Below are 17,036 nucleotides of genomic sequence, written 5' to 3' on the forward strand. Positions count from 1 at the left end.
GCATGTCGCTTTCCACCGCATTAAGCATCGCCCAGTCGGCGCTCCTGGCCACATCCAAGCAAACCAGCGTCGTGTCGCGCAATGTGGCCGACGCGTCCAACCCGGACTATGCCCGTCGCGTCGCCGTCGTCACCAGCACGGCGCCCGGCGCGCGATCGGTGGAGATACAGCGCGCCGCCAATGATCTTCTGTTCCGGCAGAACCTTTCCGCGCTGTCGGCATGGAGCGGCCAGAGCGCGCTTTATAGCGGCATGGATCAGCTCGACCTATCGGTTAATGGTGTCGACAATGCGTCGTCTGCGTCGACTGCGATCGGCAATCTGCAGCAGGCGCTGCAGCTCTACGCCACCACGCCGTCGAACCAGAATCTCGGCGCCAGCGTCATCGACGCAGCCAAGCAGGTGGTGAGCTCGCTGAACGACGGCACCACGGCGATCCAGGATTTCCGCACCCAGACGGACGGCCAGATCGCCACCGCCGTCGACGACCTCAACTCGCTGCTCAGCCAGTTCCAGGACGCCAACAAGGCCGTCATCGCCGGCACGCGCTCCGGCACGGATATGTCGGACGCGCTCGACCAGCGCGACGCGCTTCTCAAGAAGATCGCCGAATATGTCCCGGTCTCGACCTTCACGCGCGGCGACAACGACATGGTCATCACCACCAAGGACGGCACGACGCTGTTCGAGACGGTGCCGCGGTCGGTGACCTTCACGCCCTCGGCCGGCTACACCGCCGGTACGCCCGGCAACACGATCTATATCGACAATGTGCCGCTTTCTGCAGGCACCGGCGACAATACCAGCGCCGACGGCAAGCTTGCAGGCATGCTGAAGCTGCGCGACGGCGTTGCCGCGACCATGCAGAGCCAGCTCGACGAGATCGCGCGCGGCCTGATCACGGCATTTGCCGAGACCGCGCCGTCTCAGCCCAACGCCGCAGGCCTGTTCACCTGGTCCGGCGCGCCGGCTGTTCCCGCTGCCGGCACCCTGGTCGACGGCCTCGCCGGCTCGATCAGCGTCAACGCCGCGTTTGACCCGAGCGCCGGCGGCAGCGCGGCGCTGCTGCGTGACGGCGGCGCCAACGGCGCGGCCTATGTTTCCAACACCGGCGGCGGCGCCTCCTATTCTGACCTGCTGATCGCCTACGGCAACAGGCTCGACCAGCCGATGGCATTCGACACCTCCGCCGGCATCACGGTCAGCTCCGGCGTCTCGGATTACGCGGCCAACACCATCGGCTGGTTCGAAGGCGTGCGCCAGCAGGCATCGACCAACGCCGACGCGAAGGAAGCGCTGTCCACGCGCACCGCCGAAGCGCTATCGAACGATACCGGCGTCAATGTCGACCAGGAAATGTCTCTGCTTCTCGACCTCGAGCATACCTATCAGGCGTCGGCGCGCATGATGAAGACCGTCGACGACATGCTGGACGCCTTGTTGGGCGCGGTGGGATAATCGATGAAAGCGACAGCCGTCTCCTCAGCCGCCATCTCCAACGCCCTGCGCTATCAGCAGATGCGCATGCAGGCCGATCTCGTCAAGGCGACCACGGAATCCCAGACCGGCAAGGTAGCGGATGTCGGCCTGGCGCTCGGCGGGCGCACGACACAGGCCGTCACCTTCCAGCGCGATCTCGACCGGTTGAACGGCATCGTCGATTCGAACTCGCTGGTCGCCGCACGCCTGACTTCGACACAGGATTCGCTGGGTCAGCTCTCCGATGTCGCGCAGGATCTGCTGACGGCGCTGACCAGCGCCGTGTCGGGCGACTCCTCGACCAGCATCACCCAGACCGCCGGCGCCACGGCGCTGCAGCAGATGACGGGCATCCTGAACACCAGCGTCAACGGCGAATACCTGTTTGCCGGGACCAACACCGACGTCAAGCCGATCGACGATTTCAGCGCCGCCGGCTCGCCCGCCAAGGCGGCGTTCGACGCCGCCTTCACCAGCTATTTCGGCTTCACCCAGAACGACCCGGCGGCCGCCAACATCACCGCCGCCCAGATGGACGACTTCATCACCGCCGCGGTCGAGCCGCAGTTCCTGGGGTCCGGCTGGCAGGCCAACTGGTCGAACGCCACCGACGACCAGATCACCAGCCGCATTTCATTGAACGAGACCACGCAGACGTCGGTCAGCGCCAACGAGCAAGGCATCCGCAAGCTCGCCATGGCGGCCGCCATGGTCGGCACGCTCTTTGCCGGCAACATCAGCGAGGCCGGGCAGAACACGATCGTCAGCCGCGCGCAAAAGCTGGCCGGCGAGGCCATCGGCGGCATCGTCCAGGTGCAGTCCGAAGCCGGCCTCACCCAGAAGCGCGTGTCCGACGCCAGCGATCGCATGAAGACCCAGGTCGATCTGTTCGAGAAGCACATCATCGACCTCGAAGGCGTCGATCCCTCGGAGGCCGCCACCCGCGTGGCCGACCTGACGCAGCATATAGAAACGTCCTTCGCATTGACCGCGCGACTGCAGCAACTGAGCCTGTTGAACTATCTCACCTGAACACTCTCACCGGAACGCCAGAGCTCCGACGATGTATCAATTCTCCTACGCCGACATCCAGACTGACTCCGTCGCCGACGCCAAGGACCGGGAGCGGCAGTTGCTCACCCGATCGATCGACATGTTGTCCACGGCTGCTTCCGTTGGGCCGGAGTCGATTGAGGCGGTCGAGGCGCTGCACTTCACCAACCGCATCTGGACCACCTTCGTCGAGGATCTCGGCTCCAGCGACAATGCGCTGCCCAAGGAACTGCGCGCCAATCTGATCTCGATCGGCCTGTGGCTGCTGCGCGAAACGGAAGACATCCGGCAGGGCCGCACCAACAATTTCGAAGGATTGATCGAGGTCTCCCAGATCATCCGAGACGGCATCCAATGAGCAACACGCTGAAGATCTCGCTGAAGCCGAACGAGAAGATCTACATCAACGGCGCCGTCGTCCGGGTCGACCGCAAGGTCACGATCGAGCTGATGAACGACGTTCAGTTCCTGCTCGAAAGCCACGTCATCCAAGCCGAGCAGGCCTCGACGCCGCTCAGGCAGCTCTATTTCATCGTGCAGATCATGCTGATAAACCCGCCGGGAGCCTCCGAGGCCCGCGACATGTTCCGCCGCTCGCTGCCGATGCTGATCGCAAGCTTTGACAACCAGGAAATCTGCAGCGCGCTGAAGCAGATCGACCGCATGGTCGGCGAGGATCATATCTACGAGGCGCTGAAGGCGATCCGCGCGCTCTATCCGCTCGAGCGCCAGGCGCTTGGCGGCAATGACGACATTCCGGATGCGCCGCGCGCGCTGGCTGTGGGAGCATAAAGATGGCCGTGGACATGACAACGACGATCCCGGTTGGCGCCACCCAGGCCAGCAGCCAGCAGACCTCGAAGACGGCGGTCGACTACCAGTCGTTCCTGAAGCTTCTGATCGCCGAGATGAAGAACCAGGATCCGACCAAGCCGATGGATTCGACGGAATATGTCGCGCAGCTCGCGACCTTCTCGCAGGTCGAGCAATCGGTGCAGACCAACAGCAAGCTCGACCAGATCATGCAATCCTCGGCGCTGTCGCAGGCGGACGCGCTGATCGGCCGTTCGATCACCGCCGCCGACGGCAAGACAACAGGGACCGTGGCTTCGGTGAAGCTCGCCAGCAGCGGCCTGATCGCGGTGCTGCAGGACGGCACCGAGGTCCCTGTCGGCCCAGGCGTATCGATCAAGCCGGCCGCCTAGAGTTCGCATAGGGTCTGCCCATGAACGAGGCCGATGCCCTCGATATCGTGCAATATGCGGTGTGGACGGTGCTTACCGCCTCCGCGCCGGTGGTGCTCGTGGCTATGGCCGTCGGCATCGGCATCGCGCTCATCCAGGCGTTGACCCAGATTCAGGAAATCACCCTCACTTTCGTGCCCAAGATCGTCGCCATCATGCTGGTCGTGGCGCTCACCGGCCCGTTCATCGGCAGCCAGATCTCGGCCTTCACCAACGTCATCTTCGAACGCATCGAGCACGGCTTCTGACCTGCGGCCGCGGGCATCCCGCCCGAGCGGACCGGCAAAAGTTTGGTCCACACCGGCAAGATGCTTGGCTTAAAGCTTCGCCGACGCATTTTCGCCTTTGCCTTCTTGTTGTTGGACCTGGATGCTTTGGCGAGTCGCCCGCGCGATGATGGCGCCGCGCGAGCACAAGACAGCAAGATGAAGGCGGGACAGCGACCATGATCGACGACGAGCCGGAAAGCGAACGCGTCTCGGCGCTGGCGCCGTTCCGGCACGGCATCTTCCGTGCCGTCTGGTCGGCGAGCCTTGTGTCGAATTTCGGCGGCTTGATCCAGGGCGTGGGCGCCGCCTGGATGATGACGACGATCGCCACCTCATCCTACCAGGTGGCGCTGGTGCAGGCCTCGACCACCTTGCCGATCATGCTGTTCGCGCTTGTTGCCGGCGCCATTGCCGACAGCTTCAACCGCCGCAAGGTCATGCTGGTGGCGCAGAGTTTCATGCTGGTGGTCTCGGCACTGCTCACCGTATTCACCTGGTTCGGCTGGATGACGCCGTGGACGCTGCTTGCCTTCACCTTCCTGATCGACAGCGGCACGGCGCTGAACAGCCCGTCATGGCAGGCGTCGGTTGGCGACATGGTGCCGCGCGCCAAGGTGCCGGCGGCGATCGCGCTCAACTCGATGGGCTTCAACATCACGCGCAGCGTCGGCCCGGCGATCGGCGGCATCATCGTCGCCGCCGCGGGGGCGGCGGCGGCCTTCGCCGCCAACGCCATCAGCTATATCGGCCTGATCGTCGTGCTTTTCCGCTGGAAGCCGGAAGTACCCGCGCCGACCCTGCCGCGGGAATCGCTCGGCGCCGCGATGGGAGCCGGCCTGCGCTACGTCGCCATGTCGCCGAACATCGGCAAGGTGCTGGCGAGAGGCTTCGCCTTCGGCTTCAGCGCCGGCGCGGTGCTGGCGCTGCTGCCGCTGGTGGCGCGCGATGTCGTCAAGGGCGACGCGCTGACCTACGGCATCATGCTCGGCGCATTCGGCATAGGCGCGGTCGGCGGTGCGCTGATCAGCGTCAGGCTCAGACAATTGCTCTCCAGCGAAACGATGGTACGCGCCGCCTTCGCCGGTTTCGCGCTTTGCGCCTTCAACGCCGCCGTCAGCGACAATGCCTGGCAGACGTCGGCGGGCCTGCTCATTGGCGGTGCCTGCTGGGTGATCGCGCTCTCGCATTTCAACGTCACGGTGCAGATGTCGACGCCGCGCTGGGTGGTCGGGCGCGTGTTGTCGATCTACCAGACAGCAACCTTCGGCGGCATTGCGCTGGGCAGCTGGATCTGGGGCGTCGTCGCCGACGCCCATGGCGCGGAGACTGCATTGATGGTTGCCGCTGTCACCATGCTCGTCGGCGGCGCCATCGGCCTGATCCTGCCGCTGCCGCAGCACACCGCTCTCAACCTCGATCCGCTCAACCGGTTCAAGGAGCCGATGCTGGCGCTCGATTTGAAGCCGCGCAGCGGCCCGATCGCCATCATGATCGAATACATCATTCGCGAGGAGGACGTGCCGGAATTCCTCGCAACCATGGCCGAGCGTGGCCGCATCCGCCGCCGCGACGGCGCCCGCAACTGGACGCTCGCCCGCGATCTCGAAAATCCGGGCATCTGGATCGAGCACTACCACACGCCGACCTGGGTCGAGTATATCCGCCACAACCGGCGTGCCACCCATGCCGACGCCGTTGTCGGCGAGCGCATCCGCGCGCTGCACAGCGGCGAGAACCCGCCGCGTGTGCGCCGCATGATCGAACGCCCGACCACCGCCGGCACGGCCCTTGTCTCGCCCAAGGGGCCGATCGATCACTAACCCGAGTCTTTTGGCCCGGAATATCTAGTTCCGATCAGCCAGCGCTGTGGATCATATAGAGCTTGCGCGTCGTCTCATGAATCAGCCACTCGCCCTTCCAGCCCTTCGGCAGGACGAGCAGATCGCCAGGCCCCAGCTCACGCATCTCGCCGTCGGCGCGGCTCACTTCCACGCGACCGGAGATGATGTGGCAGATCTCGGATGAACCCGAGCGGTCGGCGGTGAAGCGGCCGGGCGTGCATTCCCAGATGCCGATATCGACGGTCCCGTCCGGCGATTGGAAGAACGAGCGCACCGCTTCGACCTGATCGCCTTCGATCGAGGTCGGCTTCGGTGAAAAGACGCCGATATCGGCCGTGGCGAGGTCGCGGAAGGTCGAAAGGTCGATCAAGATAGGCTCCAGTGTCAAAAGCAATTCCAGGAAAGTGCAATGGTTTTCCGTCCGGAATTGCGCGAAAACAAAGAGTTAGAGCGGTTCGGCGAACGCCGAACCGTCTCAGTGGCCTGTGATGCTGTCGGCCAGGGCGGCCAATTTCGAAGTGTAATTGAGCCCGGCGGCCTCGCGTTGGTCGGCGATGCGGTAGAGCTGGTACATCGAGTGGACGCCGAGCCAGCGGAACGGTTCCGGCTCCCACGGTCTGACCTTGCGGTTGACCCAGGGCAGTCGCGTAAGATCCGTGTCATTGCCGAGGATCAGATCGGCAAGCGTGCGCCCCGAAAGGTTTGAGCTCGACACGCCCAGCCCGACATAACCGCCGGCCCAGCCGATGCGCGTCCTGGGGTCGAGGCCGACCGTCGTGCACCAGTCGCGCGGCACGCCGAGCACGCCGCACCAGGCGTGGTCGATGCGGCACCCGGCCGTCTGCGGCAACAGCGTCGTCAGGATCGTGTGCAGCTGGTCGATCGTCGCCTGCTGCGTCCGGCCGTCGACGTCGGTGCGCGAGCCATAGCGGTAGGGCACGCCGCGACCGCCCATGGTGATACGGCCCTCGCGCGTGCGCTGGGCGTAGCAATAGGCGTGCGCCGCATTGCCGAGGAGCTCATGCCCGTCCCAGCCGATCTCGCGCCAGAGTTCTTGTGGCAGCGGCTCGGTCACGATCTGCGCGCTGTTGAGCGCCAGCCATGTCCGCTCTTCCCCGGGAATGCCGGCCGTGAACCCCTCCGTCGCGCGAATTATCGTTTCCGCCAGCACCGTGCCACGGTCGGTGGCCACGCTGCCCTTGGCGATCGACGTCACGGTCGTCTTTTCGTAGATCGGCACGCCGAGCCGCTCGACCGCTTCCGCCAGCCCGCGCACCAGCTTGGCCGGCTGCACCCGCGCCTGGCCGTGGATGATGAAGCTGCCCATGACATTCGCGATATTGATGCGCGCGCGTGTGGCTGCAGCGTCGAGCAATTCGATGCGCTCGGGGTCGGCGTCCCAGGAGCGGATCGTCTCGCACGCCTCGCGCACACGTTCGAGCTGTGCGGCATTGGTGGCGACCGTCAGATTGTCGACGCGGCGGATGTCGGCGTCGATCTCTTCTGCCGTCGCCACCCGGATCACCTCGTCCACGCAGCCCGCCATCGCTGCCTGCATGGCGCTGACAGCTTGCCGGGTCGAGGTCTTCAGATATTTTTCGCGCGACCAACCGAAGCCGCCCGAAAGCCAGCCGCCATTCCGCCCCGAGGCACCGAAGCCGGCGAATTCGCGTTCGAGCAAGACTATGCGAAGCGAGGGTTTCGCCTTCTTCAGATAATAGGCGGTCCAGAGCCCGGTGTAACCGGCGCCGACGATCGCAACATCGGCTTCGATGTCGCCGGGCAAGGGCGGACGCGGGCTTGGGACCGCGCCCAGATCCGCATACCAGAACGAGATGTCGCCGTTGCGCTTGACTTGCATGGGATGGCTTCCAGGAGACCGGAGAGAGGGATCAGGTGAGCGTCGTGTCTGCCGTGCTGTCGTCGGGCAGAAGCTTGGCGTCGGCGCCGTCAAAGCAGAGTTCCACCTTCTCGCCGAGGGCGAAATTCTCGCCCGTCAGCGGCGACCGCACGATCGCGGTCGAGCCGTCGCCGAGCTTCACTTCGTATTTCGATCCCGAGCCAAGATAGATCGCCTCCGCGATCGTTCCCGCCAGGCGGTTCTTGCCGTCGGCTTGCCCCGGCCGGCGAATGGCAAGTTTCTCGGGCCGCAGCAGCATCACCGGGCTGGTTTCTCCGGCAAGCCGGCGCGGCGCGGCGACCGTCTCGCCGGCGATGGTCAGCGCAGTGCCGGTGCCGTCACTTCTGGCTTCGCCGCGCAGCACCGTGGAGTCGCCGATGAAGCGGCCGACGAACAGCGTTGCCGGCTCGTCATAGAGCTGCCGTCCGGTGCCGACCTGCTCGATGCGGCCGCGGTTAAACACGGCGATGCGGTCCGACAGCACCAATGCCTCCTCCTGGTCGTGCGTGACGTAGACGAAGGTGGTGCCGAGCTCGCGATGGATGCGCTTGATCTCGAGTTGCAGCCATTCGCGCAGCTTCTTGTCGAGCGCGCCGAGCGGCTCGTCCATGAGGAGCAGCGGCGGGTCGAAGACGATGGCCCGCGCCAGCGCCACGCGCTGCTGCTGACCGCCTGACAATTCGCTCGGATAGCGATGCGCGAAGTCGCCCATCTTGACCATGTCGAGCGCCTTGGCCACGCGCCTTTTCCGATCCTCCTGGCCAACGCCGCGCAGCGTCAGCGGATAGGCGACGTTGCGGCCAACCGTCATATGCGGAAACAGTGCGTAGTGCTGGAAGACGACGCCGATGTTGCGTTTGTGCGCCGGCACGCCGACTACACTTTGTCCTCCGACCAGCAGCTTGCCGCTCGACACATCCGTGAAACCGGCGATCACATTGAGCGTCGTCGTCTTGCCGGAGCCGCTCGGCCCAAGCAGCGTCATGAACTCGCCGGGCTCGATCCTGAGCGACACGCCGTCCAGCGCCTTGAACGCGCCATAGGCCTTGGTGACGGATTCGAGGTCGATCGCCGCGCCGCGATTGTCCGGTCTTGGGTTCATAGGCGTCCCTTCCGCTCGCGGCCAAGAAGAAGCATGCCGCCGCCGATCAGGATCGTCGTGGCGCACAAAAGGATCGTGCCGACGGCCGCGACGGTCGGGTCGGCGTCGCGCGTGATCGAAGAGAAGATCTGCACCGGCAGGGTCTTGAGATAGGGGTTGGTGATGAACAGCGAGACGATGATCTCGTCGAAGGACGTCGCGAAGGCGAATAGCAGGCCCGACAGGATGCCGGGCAGGATCAGCGGCAGCGTCACCGTCCGGAACGTGGTGAGCGCGCCGGCGCCGAGGCTCGCAGCAGCCGTCTCCAGGCGCCTGTCGAACACTTCGAGATTGGCCGACACGGCGATCAGCACGAAGGGCAGCGCCAGGATGGTGTGGGCGAGCACGAAGCCGGGCAGCGTGCCGACGAGTTGCGCATCGAGATAGACGGCATAGATGCCGATGGCCAGAACCACGCCCGGCACAACCATCGGCGTCAGCATCAGCATTCGCAGCAAATTGGCAGGCCGTGCCTTCATACGGTCGAGCCCGAAGGCGGCCAGCGTGCCGAGCACCGTTGCCAGCACCGCCACGATCGAGGCGACCTTCAGGGAATTGAGGAAGCTGGTCGACCATTCTGGATTCGTGACGAAATTCTCGTACCACTGCCAGGAGAAGCCTTGCGGTGGGAAGGAGAGCGACTTGTTGCCGTTGAACGACATCGGCACGACGACCAGCGTCGGTGCCACCAGCCAGATCGCCACCAACAGGCAGACAAGGCCGAGAACGACACGGGTGAGCGGCTTCATTTCCATCAGCGCCGCCCCGCTTCCCGGTGCCGCGACCGCATCACCGGCGCTGCAAGCGCCAGCAACAGGAAGGTCGTGACCAGCAGCACCACGCCCATCGCGCCGCCGCGTCCCCATTGCAGCAGGCTGAGCACCTGGGTCTGCACCAGTGTCGACAGCATCGTCGAGCGCGGCCCGCCGAGCAGTGCCGGCGTGATGTAGAAGCCCAGCGCCAGGATGAAGACGATGATCGCGCCGGCATAGACGCCCGGCAGCGACAGCGGCAGGTAGACTGTGAAGAAAGCGCGGGACGGCCGGGCGCCAAGGCTTCGCGCCGCCTGCACCAGCCTGAGGTCGATGCCTTTCATCACCGAATAGAGCGGCAGGATCATGAAGGGCAAAAGCACCTGCGCCATGCCGATCACCACGCCCGTCTGGGTGCGGATCAGCCGGATGCCCGCGAAGCCAGCTGATCTCAGCAACGAGTTGATGACCCCGGAATCCTGCAGCAGGATCACCCAGGAGAGTGTGCGCACCACGCCGCTCACCCAGAATGGGATCAGCACGCAGAGAACCAGGATGAGCCGCACGCGGGGCCCGACCGCGGTCATGAGGTAAGCATAAGGATAAGCGCAAACCACGCAGACCAGCGTCACCCACGCCGAGATGGTGAAGGTGCGCTGGAGCACCGCGAGATTGACGGGCGCACCAAAGAACCAGGCATAGTTCTGCACGCCCCATTCCGGCTCCGACAGGCTGCGCAGCACGATGGTGAGCAGCGGATAGCCGATCACTGCGGCGAGCAGAACCAGTGCCGGCAGCGAGAGCGCGAACGGCCGCCAGGCCCATCCTGCCCGCTTTTCGGCAGTCTGGATCGTCGGTTCGAGCGCGCTCACGGGCCTTGCCTCCGTCAGCTCAGTTGCCGGCCATCAGCGCGGACCACTTCTCCTGCGCCACTGGGAAGTTCTCGACCCAGAACTTGATGTTCTGCTTGTAGCCTTGCTTCTGGCGCTCGGGCGTGTTGGTCAGGAAAGCTGCGACCGACTCGTCAACCTTCGGCTTCGCATCGTTGTTGATCGGCGTGTAGGAGGTCTGCTGCGTGAGAATCTCCTGCGCCTGCTTGCCGAGGTAGGCATTCAGCAGCGCATAGGCGGCATCCGTATCCTTGACACCGACGGGGATCGTCATCTGGTCCATCACCACCAGCCAATCCTGCCAGGCGGGCGCGTATTTGGCGCCGTTCTTGACCGCCGTCATGGCGCGGCCGGTCCACATCATCAGCATGTCGGCTTCACCGGACTCGGCGAGCTGCTGCGATTCAGCGCCCGTCTTCCAGTAGATCGTGTCCGGGCCGAGCTTGCGAATCACGTCGAGGGCCTTGTCGATATCGGCAGCGGTCATCGCCTTCGGATCGCCGCCCGCCACCTTGAAGGCCTGTTCGAGCAGGCCACCGGTCGGATCGCCGGATCCGTCCAGGGCGCGCACGCCGGGGAATTTTTCGGTGTCGAAGAAGTCGGCCCAGTTCTTGGGCGGGTTATCTTTGTACTTCTCCTTGTTGTACATCAGCACGACGCCGTAGTTCATCGCCGGAACCGAGCACTCGCCGACCTGTCCTTCGGGTATCTTCGAGACGTCGAGCTTCGAGAGATCGAGCTTCTGGAACAGCTTTCCGCAATGGACGTAAGGCGGCAGATCGCCGGTATCGACCACGTCCCAGGTGACGTTGCCGGATTCGACCTGGGCCTGCAGCTTGGCGATCTCGGTCGGCCCGTCATTGAGCAGCTTGACGCCGGACTTCTCGACGAACTCCTTCAGCGCCGCCACCTGGCCATCCTGATAGATGCCGCCATAGGAGACGAAGGTCAGGGTCTTGCCCTTGAGCGAGCCTTCCTTCACCTCGCCCGCGACAGGCTTTTCCTGTGCGAAGGCGGTGGTTGTCAGCATTCCGAGCGCCAACACGGCGCCAAGACCTGCAAGTTTCGACTTCAACATAACTCTGACTCTCCCATTATGCCCGCGTTTAATCGGACTACCTGGCCGCGAGCGGTTTCCAGGGCTTGTATTGATCGAGCTCGGCGCGTGCCGAGGTCGGCGGTGCGATGATCCACATCACCTCGGCCCGACCACTGCCGATGTTCTCGCTGCGATGTGGTGTCGATGTCGCGTATTCGATGCTGTCGCCTTCTTCGAGGACGTGGCGGGCGTCGCCAAGAGAGACCTCGACGACACCGCGAAGGACGATCAGCATCTCCTGCGCGTCGCCATGCGTGTAAAGCGCGGAGCCGGTCGAGCCGCCGATATCGAACTCGCCGACATAGACCTCCATGTCGCTCAGCGGCGGGCGGGAAAGCAGCATCTTACGGCAGCCGTTGCTGGGCGGAAGACTTGGCCGCTCGCTGCGCCGGAGCACGCCATGGTTCTGTGTCGCGCTTTCCTCGAACAGCATCGCGACGCTCACGCCCAACGCCGAAGCCATCTGGTTGAGCGAGGCAGTACTGGCGCCGGTCAGCCCGCGTTCAAGCTGGCTGATGAAGCTGGCGCTGGTCCCGGTCGCTTCCGCGAGGTCACGCAATGACAGGCGGCGAGCGAGGCGCAGGGCCTTGAGCCGCACGCCCAGCACCTGCTGCGCATGAGCTGCAGCCGTGCCGGCACCGTTCGCCGCCGGAGCCTGGCCGTCCTCCGAAGCCTCGCGCATCCCGTTTTCCTCCACTTAACACCTTGTACAGTACCACTGTACAGCTGGCAATAGGGGCGGATGCCATTTCCGCTGTCCCATGACTCGAAACGGAAGCCGACCAAAAAATTAAGCATTCAACGGCAGTATCGAATGTCGGCCGGCAAGATGTCGTACAGCAAGGGCCATTGTCGGTCAGCTGAGCGGGAAGGGATCGCGATATGTCATCCTGGCTAAGAAACGGACCGTTAATGCTCATGCGCAGCCTGCTGATGCTGGCTGTCTTGGCGATCGGCACTCTGACTGCAGGGGCGTTGGAACCGGCCAGCTATCCGGAGCCGCCAGACTCCGTAGCTTTCACCGTTCAGAAGGACGGCAAGCAGATCCCGCTCACGCTGCGGCAGTTGGAAAAGCTCGGCCTCTATAAGGTCATCACCACAAGTCCTTTCGAGCAAGGGCAATTGACGTTTGAAGGCGTCCTGTTCCGAGACGTGCTCAAGTCCGTGGGATTGGCGGATAGGGATTCCGTCACTCTAAGGGCCGCGGACGATTACGTGCAGGTGATTCCGCACGAGGATTGGACGGAAGGTCCTCTGCTTCTCGCAACGCGCCAGGACGGGGAGTTGCTCACCCGACGAACACAAGGTCCGACCCGCTTGGTCTATCCTCTCAAGGACTATCCCGCCTTCGACACGCCGATCCGCAAACCGCGATGGATTTGGCTGATCAAGACGATCGAGTCCGACAACTGACCGGCTGGCAGGCCTCCATGGTGGGATCTCGATTGAGAGGCTGGCGAATTCCGCTTTCCTACGGCAGTGCCATAGGGCTTGCGGCGGTCGGTTCCGCGATCCTCATCGTCATGCTGTTTGTCAGTATCAGCAAGATCGAGTCCTCGCTGCCCCGGTTCGGGTTCTTCGCGATCCGCGAATTCCATATTGCCATACGCGACGTGACCCACCTGAGGGATATGACCTCGCTCGCTGAGGTCGCGCCCAACTCTCAGGCGAGCCTAGATCATCTGGCCGCTGCCAACGACCTGGTCTACATCCGCTTCAAGCGGATCGACGGCGGCGAAACGATCAGCGCAATTCCCGCATATGCAGGCATCGTGCCGCGCGTGAACGACGCGGTAACGCGGCTCGACGCCGTAATCGCGGCGGGACTCCCGTTCGATCAGCAGCGCTTGAAGGAACTGGGTCTGGAACTCGAGCAGATCGTCGGCCGGATGAACGACGAGTACTACAAATACGGCGAGGGCGTTAACGCCGATCTCTATGCGTCGGAAGTCAGCCTGAATCGGTTCAACTATCAGATAGCCTTTGCTCTGACGATCCTGTCGCTGCTGGCAATCGGGACGGCGGTTCTGTTCATCGGTCGCCGGGAAACGATAAAGAAGCTGGAATTTCTCGCCTGGCGCGACGCGACCACCGGACTGAAGAATCGTGCCTGGATGGCAGCCAACAGGGACGCCATGCTGGACCGGGCGAGGGAGACCGGTAGGCAGCTTCAGCTGCTCCTGATCGATCTCGACCATTTCAAGAGCGTGAACGACACTTTCGGCCATCACGTCGGCGATCTGCTGCTGAAGGCGGTTGCCGAGGTCCTTCAGTCGGTCGAGCGGCCCGGCGACGTAGCCGCCGTGCGATTGGGCGGAGACGAATTCGCCATCATGGCTATTGCCGATCGGAATGATCATGACGATTTGGGGCAACGTCTGCGCGAACGGCTGAACAGGTTCGCAGAGTTGGAGGGCCATCAGGTGCGCATTGGCGCCAGCATCGGCATGGCATGTTTCCCTCAGCACGGTTCCGACATTTCCACGTTGCTGCACAGTGCCGATAGCGCTCTCTACACGGCAAAGGCCGAAGGGCGGTCCGGTTTCGTGACGTTTTCGCCCGCGATCCTCAGTCAGATCGACATGCAGCTCGGTGAAGAAGCGGCCATCAAGCGGGCCCTCAATTGCGACGAGTTCTTCCTGGTCTGGCAATCCCAGTTCGAGCTGGCGACCGGCCGCATGATCGGGGCCGAGGCGCTGGTCCGCTGGCACGACCCGGTCTCGGGAGCGGTTCGTGCGCCGGCATCGTTCATTCCGATCGCGGAACGAAGTGAGCTGATACTGGAACTCGACAAGATGGTTCTGGGCAAGGCTTGCGAGCAAGCCGCCCGATGGATGCCTATTTCCACCGAAGAGTTCATCTGCTCGGTCAACGTCTCCGGAAGAAGCCTCCAGACCGATGCCTATCTGACGCATCTCACCGAGACGCTGCGGCAAACGGGGTTGCTGCCATCGCGTCTGCAGTTGGAGATCACCGAAGGAATATTCATCCAGAACAGCCGCAATGCCTTGGAGAGCATCGGCAAGATTAGAAACCTCGGGGTGAGCCTGGCACTCGACGATTTCGGGTCAGGTTATGCGAGCTTTGGATACCTTGCCGATTTCGACTTCAACCAATTGAAGATCGATCGCTCGTTCCTCAGCGACCTGGCTTCCTTCACGAAGAAACAGAACGTGGTCCGAGGCATCATCGCGCTGGCCAATTCGCTAAGCCTGACCGTTGTCGCGGAAGGGGTGGAGAACGAAGCCCAACTCGACTTCCTGATCCACGAACACTGTCACGGCGCACAAGGGTTCTTTATGTCGGAGCCTGTTGAGGCAAGGTTGATGACCAACTATCTCGTCGCAAGGCAGGGTGGCGCCAAAACAGATGGAAAAGCTCGGGCCGAGTCTCTTCGCTTGGGCCCATCCATGCTGCGGAAAGTCGCCAAGCAGGGCCGCAAGACCGCCGATTAAATCAGGGCTCAGCCCTCGCCGGAAAGATCCCGCCGCGCCTTGTCCAGCTCCTCGGCGTAGCGTCGCATCAGATGGCTTTCAGTGAGCAGGCCAAGCACGATGCGGTCGTCGAAATCCTCAACGACCGCCAGCTCTTCAGCGCCGGCGCGCTGAAAGGTCTCGGCGGCGGACTGGACGTTCATCGACGGCACCAGCACCGCATCCTTGAACTGCGCGAGCGCCTGCACCGGAGTCTCGCCGTCTGAGAGGTCGCTGTGCAGTTCGGCCACGAGCAGCACGCCGACATAGTGCCGGCCCTCTTCGACGGCGATGACGCGCTGCGCCGAGCCGAGCGGGATCTCCTTGCGGAACTCGGCCAAGGTAATCGAAGCATCGATGGTGCGGACGTCCTTGCGCATCATCGACCCGACATTGAGGCTGCGCATCCAGCCGACGTCGTGGGCGCTGCGGATCGTCTCGCCGCGCAGATGGAAGCGCCAGGTCGAGAAGGAGTAGCCGAAGGTCTCGCGGACCAGAATGGCCGACATGATCGACGCTGCCAGCACCACGCCGGTGAGCGTCAGGTCCCGCGTCGATTCCAGCGCGAGAAAAGTCATGGTCAGCGGGCCGCCGACCACACCTACGGCAAGCGAGGTCATGCCGACGACAGCGGCGACCGCCGGATCGAGCGCGGTTGAGGGCGCAGCCATCGCCATGACGCCGGCAAAGACCTTGCCGAGCAGCGCCCCCAGGAACAGCGAGGCGAAGAACAGACCGCCGCGGAAACCGGAGCCGAGCGAGATCGCCGAGGCAGCAAGCTTCAGCACGAACACGCTAGCCACCACGGGAAGCGCGTAGTTCATGGCGAACTCGCGGTGCAGCGCGCCGTGTCCGCTGGACAGCACCTGCGGCGTGACCAGCCCGAGCAGCCCGACAACGATGCCGCCGATGAAAGGTCTGACGGAAGCGTCGATCGCCAGCCGCACAAAGACGCGCTCGATAAGGCTCACCAGATGCATGATCGCGATGGACGCAGCCCCGCCGAGCAGTCCCAGCAGCAGGAACGGCACATACTGGCTGGCGGTCAGCGTCGGCAGGCCGGAAAGTTCCAGTGGAAACGGCACGCCGCCGAACATCTCAGCCGTCAGCGAGGCGGCGATCGCCGCCGTCATGACCGGCGCTACATTGGCCACCGAGTAGATGCCGATGACCAGTTCGAAGCCGTAGAAGGCGCCCGTCAGCGGCGCGTCGAAAGCGGCAGCGATCGCCCCGGCGGCGCCGCAGCCGACCAGGATGCGCACGTCATTGCGGCGCAGCCGGAAGGCGCGCGCCAGCCGTGAGGCGATGCCGGAACCAACCTGCGTATAGCCGGCTTCCAGACCGACGGAGGCGCCGAAGCCGCTGGAGATCATGGTCTGGCCGACAATGATGAACGTATCGGTGAGCGACATGCGCCCACCGTAGAGCGCGTTGGCTTCGATCGGGTCGACAGGCGTTCTGAACTTCCGCCTTCTCAGCCAGATCACCGAAAGGCCGAGCAGCAGTCCCCCGATCGCCGGAAACATCGCCTGCACCGGACTGGCCAGCGAAAACATCGCTGAAAGACGCCCGCCCGGCTGCACGTCAAAGAGCAGGAAGTGCATGGCTTGCACCAGCGCGCTCATGCCGGTGACCAGGGCGCCCGCGATCATGCCGACCATCCCCGCCATCAGCACAATGACGATGCCGCGCGCCTCGAGCACGGGAATGGAATTGATCAGCACCGCCCGAAGCCGGCGGGCGTAGACTTGCGGTTCGTTTATGGCAGGCAACGGAGCGGCTCGCCGGTATGCGGAGGATGGATGCTGCCGCGCCTGATACGCCCGACGGCATGGAGTGGCAACCGCAATGCCGACCGCTTGTGGCGCCATTTTGGCGTTGCGTCGATTAGCGACG

General features: G+C 63.9%; 17 protein-coding genes. 9 read left to right on the plus strand and 8 right to left on the minus strand.

Annotated elements, in window-relative coordinates; genetic code table 11:
* Positions 1-2: 2 nt before the first annotated feature.
* The 7 genes from flgK (at position 3) to CK215_RS09130 (ending at position 5,864) form a co-directional block, all read left to right on the plus strand.
* Positions 3-1,457 carry a flagellar hook-associated protein FlgK gene (gene flgK / locus CK215_RS09100; protein ID WP_095830742.1) on the plus strand — a complete coding sequence of 485 codons (1,455 nt, stop codon included), beginning with the start codon at positions 3-5 and terminating at the stop codon, positions 1,455-1,457.
* A gap of 3 nt (positions 1,458-1,460) precedes the next feature.
* The gene (locus CK215_RS09105) at positions 1,461-2,510 is read left to right on the plus strand and encodes a flagellar hook-associated family protein (RefSeq protein WP_095777155.1); all 1,050 of its coding nucleotides are present in this window, start codon (positions 1,461-1,463) and stop codon (positions 2,508-2,510) included.
* Between the two features lie 31 nt (positions 2,511-2,541).
* Positions 2,542-2,889, plus strand: a complete 348-nt coding sequence (gene flaF, locus CK215_RS09110; RefSeq protein ID WP_067002429.1) for a flagellar biosynthesis regulator FlaF — start codon at positions 2,542-2,544, stop codon at positions 2,887-2,889.
* Complete coding sequence (gene flbT, locus CK215_RS09115; RefSeq protein ID WP_095777154.1) at positions 2,886-3,323, plus strand: flagellar biosynthesis repressor FlbT; 438 nt, start codon at positions 2,886-2,888, stop codon at positions 3,321-3,323. The genes flaF and flbT overlap by 4 nt, the downstream gene beginning before the upstream one ends.
* A 2-nt stretch (positions 3,324-3,325) precedes the next feature.
* Positions 3,326-3,736: a flagellar hook assembly protein FlgD gene (gene flgD / locus CK215_RS09120; protein ID WP_095830743.1), complete on the plus strand. Its 411-nt coding sequence runs from the start codon at positions 3,326-3,328 to the stop codon at positions 3,734-3,736.
* Positions 3,737-3,756: 20 nt separating this feature from the next.
* Complete coding sequence (gene fliQ, locus CK215_RS09125) at positions 3,757-4,023, plus strand: flagellar biosynthesis protein FliQ (protein WP_027165133.1); 267 nt, start codon at positions 3,757-3,759, stop codon at positions 4,021-4,023.
* Positions 4,024-4,220: 197 nt separating this feature from the next.
* Positions 4,221-5,864, plus strand: a complete 1,644-nt coding sequence (locus CK215_RS09130; protein ID WP_095830744.1) for an MFS transporter — start codon at positions 4,221-4,223, stop codon at positions 5,862-5,864.
* Positions 5,865-5,898: 34 nt separating this feature from the next.
* On the opposite strand, the gene CK215_RS09135 is transcribed toward CK215_RS09130, so the two are convergent.
* The 7 genes from CK215_RS09135 to CK215_RS09165 form a co-directional block, all read right to left on the minus strand.
* Positions 5,899-6,255, minus strand: a complete 357-nt coding sequence (locus CK215_RS09135; RefSeq protein ID WP_067002437.1) for a cupin domain-containing protein — start codon at positions 6,253-6,255, stop codon at positions 5,899-5,901.
* Between the two features lie 105 nt (positions 6,256-6,360).
* Positions 6,361-7,746 carry an FAD-binding oxidoreductase gene (locus CK215_RS09140; protein ID WP_095830745.1) on the minus strand — a complete coding sequence of 462 codons (1,386 nt, stop codon included), beginning with the start codon at positions 7,744-7,746 and terminating at the stop codon, positions 6,361-6,363.
* 31 nt (positions 7,747-7,777) lie between these two features.
* Positions 7,778-8,887, minus strand: a complete 1,110-nt coding sequence (locus CK215_RS09145) for an ABC transporter ATP-binding protein (RefSeq protein WP_095830746.1) — start codon at positions 8,885-8,887, stop codon at positions 7,778-7,780.
* The gene (locus CK215_RS09150; RefSeq protein WP_095826696.1) at positions 8,884-9,681 is read right to left on the minus strand and encodes an ABC transporter permease; all 798 of its coding nucleotides are present in this window, start codon (positions 9,679-9,681) and stop codon (positions 8,884-8,886) included. The genes CK215_RS09145 and CK215_RS09150 overlap by 4 nt, the downstream gene beginning before the upstream one ends.
* Positions 9,681-10,550, minus strand: coding sequence for an ABC transporter permease (locus tag CK215_RS09155; protein ID WP_095830747.1), 870 nt, complete (start codon positions 10,548-10,550; stop codon positions 9,681-9,683). Before CK215_RS09155 ends, CK215_RS09150 begins: the two co-directional genes overlap by 1 nt.
* Positions 10,551-10,569: 19 nt before the next feature.
* Entirely contained in the window at positions 10,570-11,646 is a 1,077-nt protein-coding gene (locus CK215_RS09160) for an extracellular solute-binding protein (protein ID WP_095781142.1), read from the minus strand.
* Positions 11,647-11,683: 37 nt separating this feature from the next.
* Positions 11,684-12,349 carry an XRE family transcriptional regulator gene (locus CK215_RS09165; protein WP_095777362.1) on the minus strand — a complete coding sequence of 222 codons (666 nt, stop codon included), beginning with the start codon at positions 12,347-12,349 and terminating at the stop codon, positions 11,684-11,686.
* Between the two features lie 230 nt (positions 12,350-12,579).
* Between CK215_RS09165 and CK215_RS09170 the strand changes: the two genes are divergently transcribed.
* Both CK215_RS09170 and CK215_RS09175 read left to right on the plus strand, forming a co-directional pair.
* A complete protein-coding gene (locus CK215_RS09170) occupies positions 12,580-13,080 on the plus strand; it encodes a molybdopterin-dependent oxidoreductase (protein ID WP_067002450.1) in 501 nt (166 codons plus the stop codon).
* Positions 13,041-15,122 carry a bifunctional diguanylate cyclase/phosphodiesterase gene (locus tag CK215_RS09175; RefSeq protein WP_095830748.1) on the plus strand — a complete coding sequence of 694 codons (2,082 nt, stop codon included), beginning with the start codon at positions 13,041-13,043 and terminating at the stop codon, positions 15,120-15,122. The genes CK215_RS09170 and CK215_RS09175 overlap by 40 nt, the downstream gene beginning before the upstream one ends.
* An 8-nt stretch (positions 15,123-15,130) precedes the next feature.
* On the opposite strand, the gene CK215_RS09180 is transcribed toward CK215_RS09175, so the two are convergent.
* Complete coding sequence (locus CK215_RS09180; RefSeq protein WP_067002454.1) at positions 15,131-16,912, minus strand: chloride channel protein; 1,782 nt, start codon at positions 16,910-16,912, stop codon at positions 15,131-15,133.
* Between the last annotated feature and the right edge of the window lie 124 nt (positions 16,913-17,036).

Source organism: Mesorhizobium sp. WSM3864, from assembly GCF_002294955.1.
Classification (GTDB): Bacteria; Pseudomonadota; Alphaproteobacteria; order Rhizobiales; family Rhizobiaceae; genus Mesorhizobium.

Bases quoted from the DNA above. Each gene is read 5' to 3' on its own strand.
- CK215_RS09165 (WP_095777362.1), bottom strand. From the start codon at position 12,349: ATGCGCGAGGCTTCGGAGGACGGCCAGGCTCCGGCGGCGAACGGTGCC.
- fliQ (WP_027165133.1), top strand. From the start codon at position 3,757: ATGAACGAGGCCGATGCCCTCGATATCGTGCAATATGCGGTGTGGACG.
- CK215_RS09160 (WP_095781142.1), bottom strand. From the start codon at position 11,646: ATGTTGAAGTCGAAACTTGCAGGTCTTGGCGCCGTGTTGGCGCTCGGA.
- CK215_RS09175 (WP_095830748.1), top strand. From the start codon at position 13,041: ATGGATTTGGCTGATCAAGACGATCGAGTCCGACAACTGACCGGCTGG.
- CK215_RS09145 (WP_095830746.1), bottom strand. From the start codon at position 8,887: ATGAACCCAAGACCGGACAATCGCGGCGCGGCGATCGACCTCGAATCC.
- CK215_RS09170 (WP_067002450.1), top strand. From the start codon at position 12,580: ATGCTCATGCGCAGCCTGCTGATGCTGGCTGTCTTGGCGATCGGCACT.
- flaF (WP_067002429.1), top strand. From the start codon at position 2,542: ATGTATCAATTCTCCTACGCCGACATCCAGACTGACTCCGTCGCCGAC.
- flbT (WP_095777154.1), top strand. From the start codon at position 2,886: ATGAGCAACACGCTGAAGATCTCGCTGAAGCCGAACGAGAAGATCTAC.
- flgD (WP_095830743.1), top strand. From the start codon at position 3,326: ATGGCCGTGGACATGACAACGACGATCCCGGTTGGCGCCACCCAGGCC.
- CK215_RS09140 (WP_095830745.1), bottom strand. From the start codon at position 7,746: ATGCAAGTCAAGCGCAACGGCGACATCTCGTTCTGGTATGCGGATCTG.
- CK215_RS09130 (WP_095830744.1), top strand. From the start codon at position 4,221: ATGATCGACGACGAGCCGGAAAGCGAACGCGTCTCGGCGCTGGCGCCG.
- CK215_RS09150 (WP_095826696.1), bottom strand. From the start codon at position 9,681: ATGGAAATGAAGCCGCTCACCCGTGTCGTTCTCGGCCTTGTCTGCCTG.
- flgK (WP_095830742.1), top strand. From the start codon at position 3: ATGTCGCTTTCCACCGCATTAAGCATCGCCCAGTCGGCGCTCCTGGCC.
- CK215_RS09105 (WP_095777155.1), top strand. From the start codon at position 1,461: ATGAAAGCGACAGCCGTCTCCTCAGCCGCCATCTCCAACGCCCTGCGC.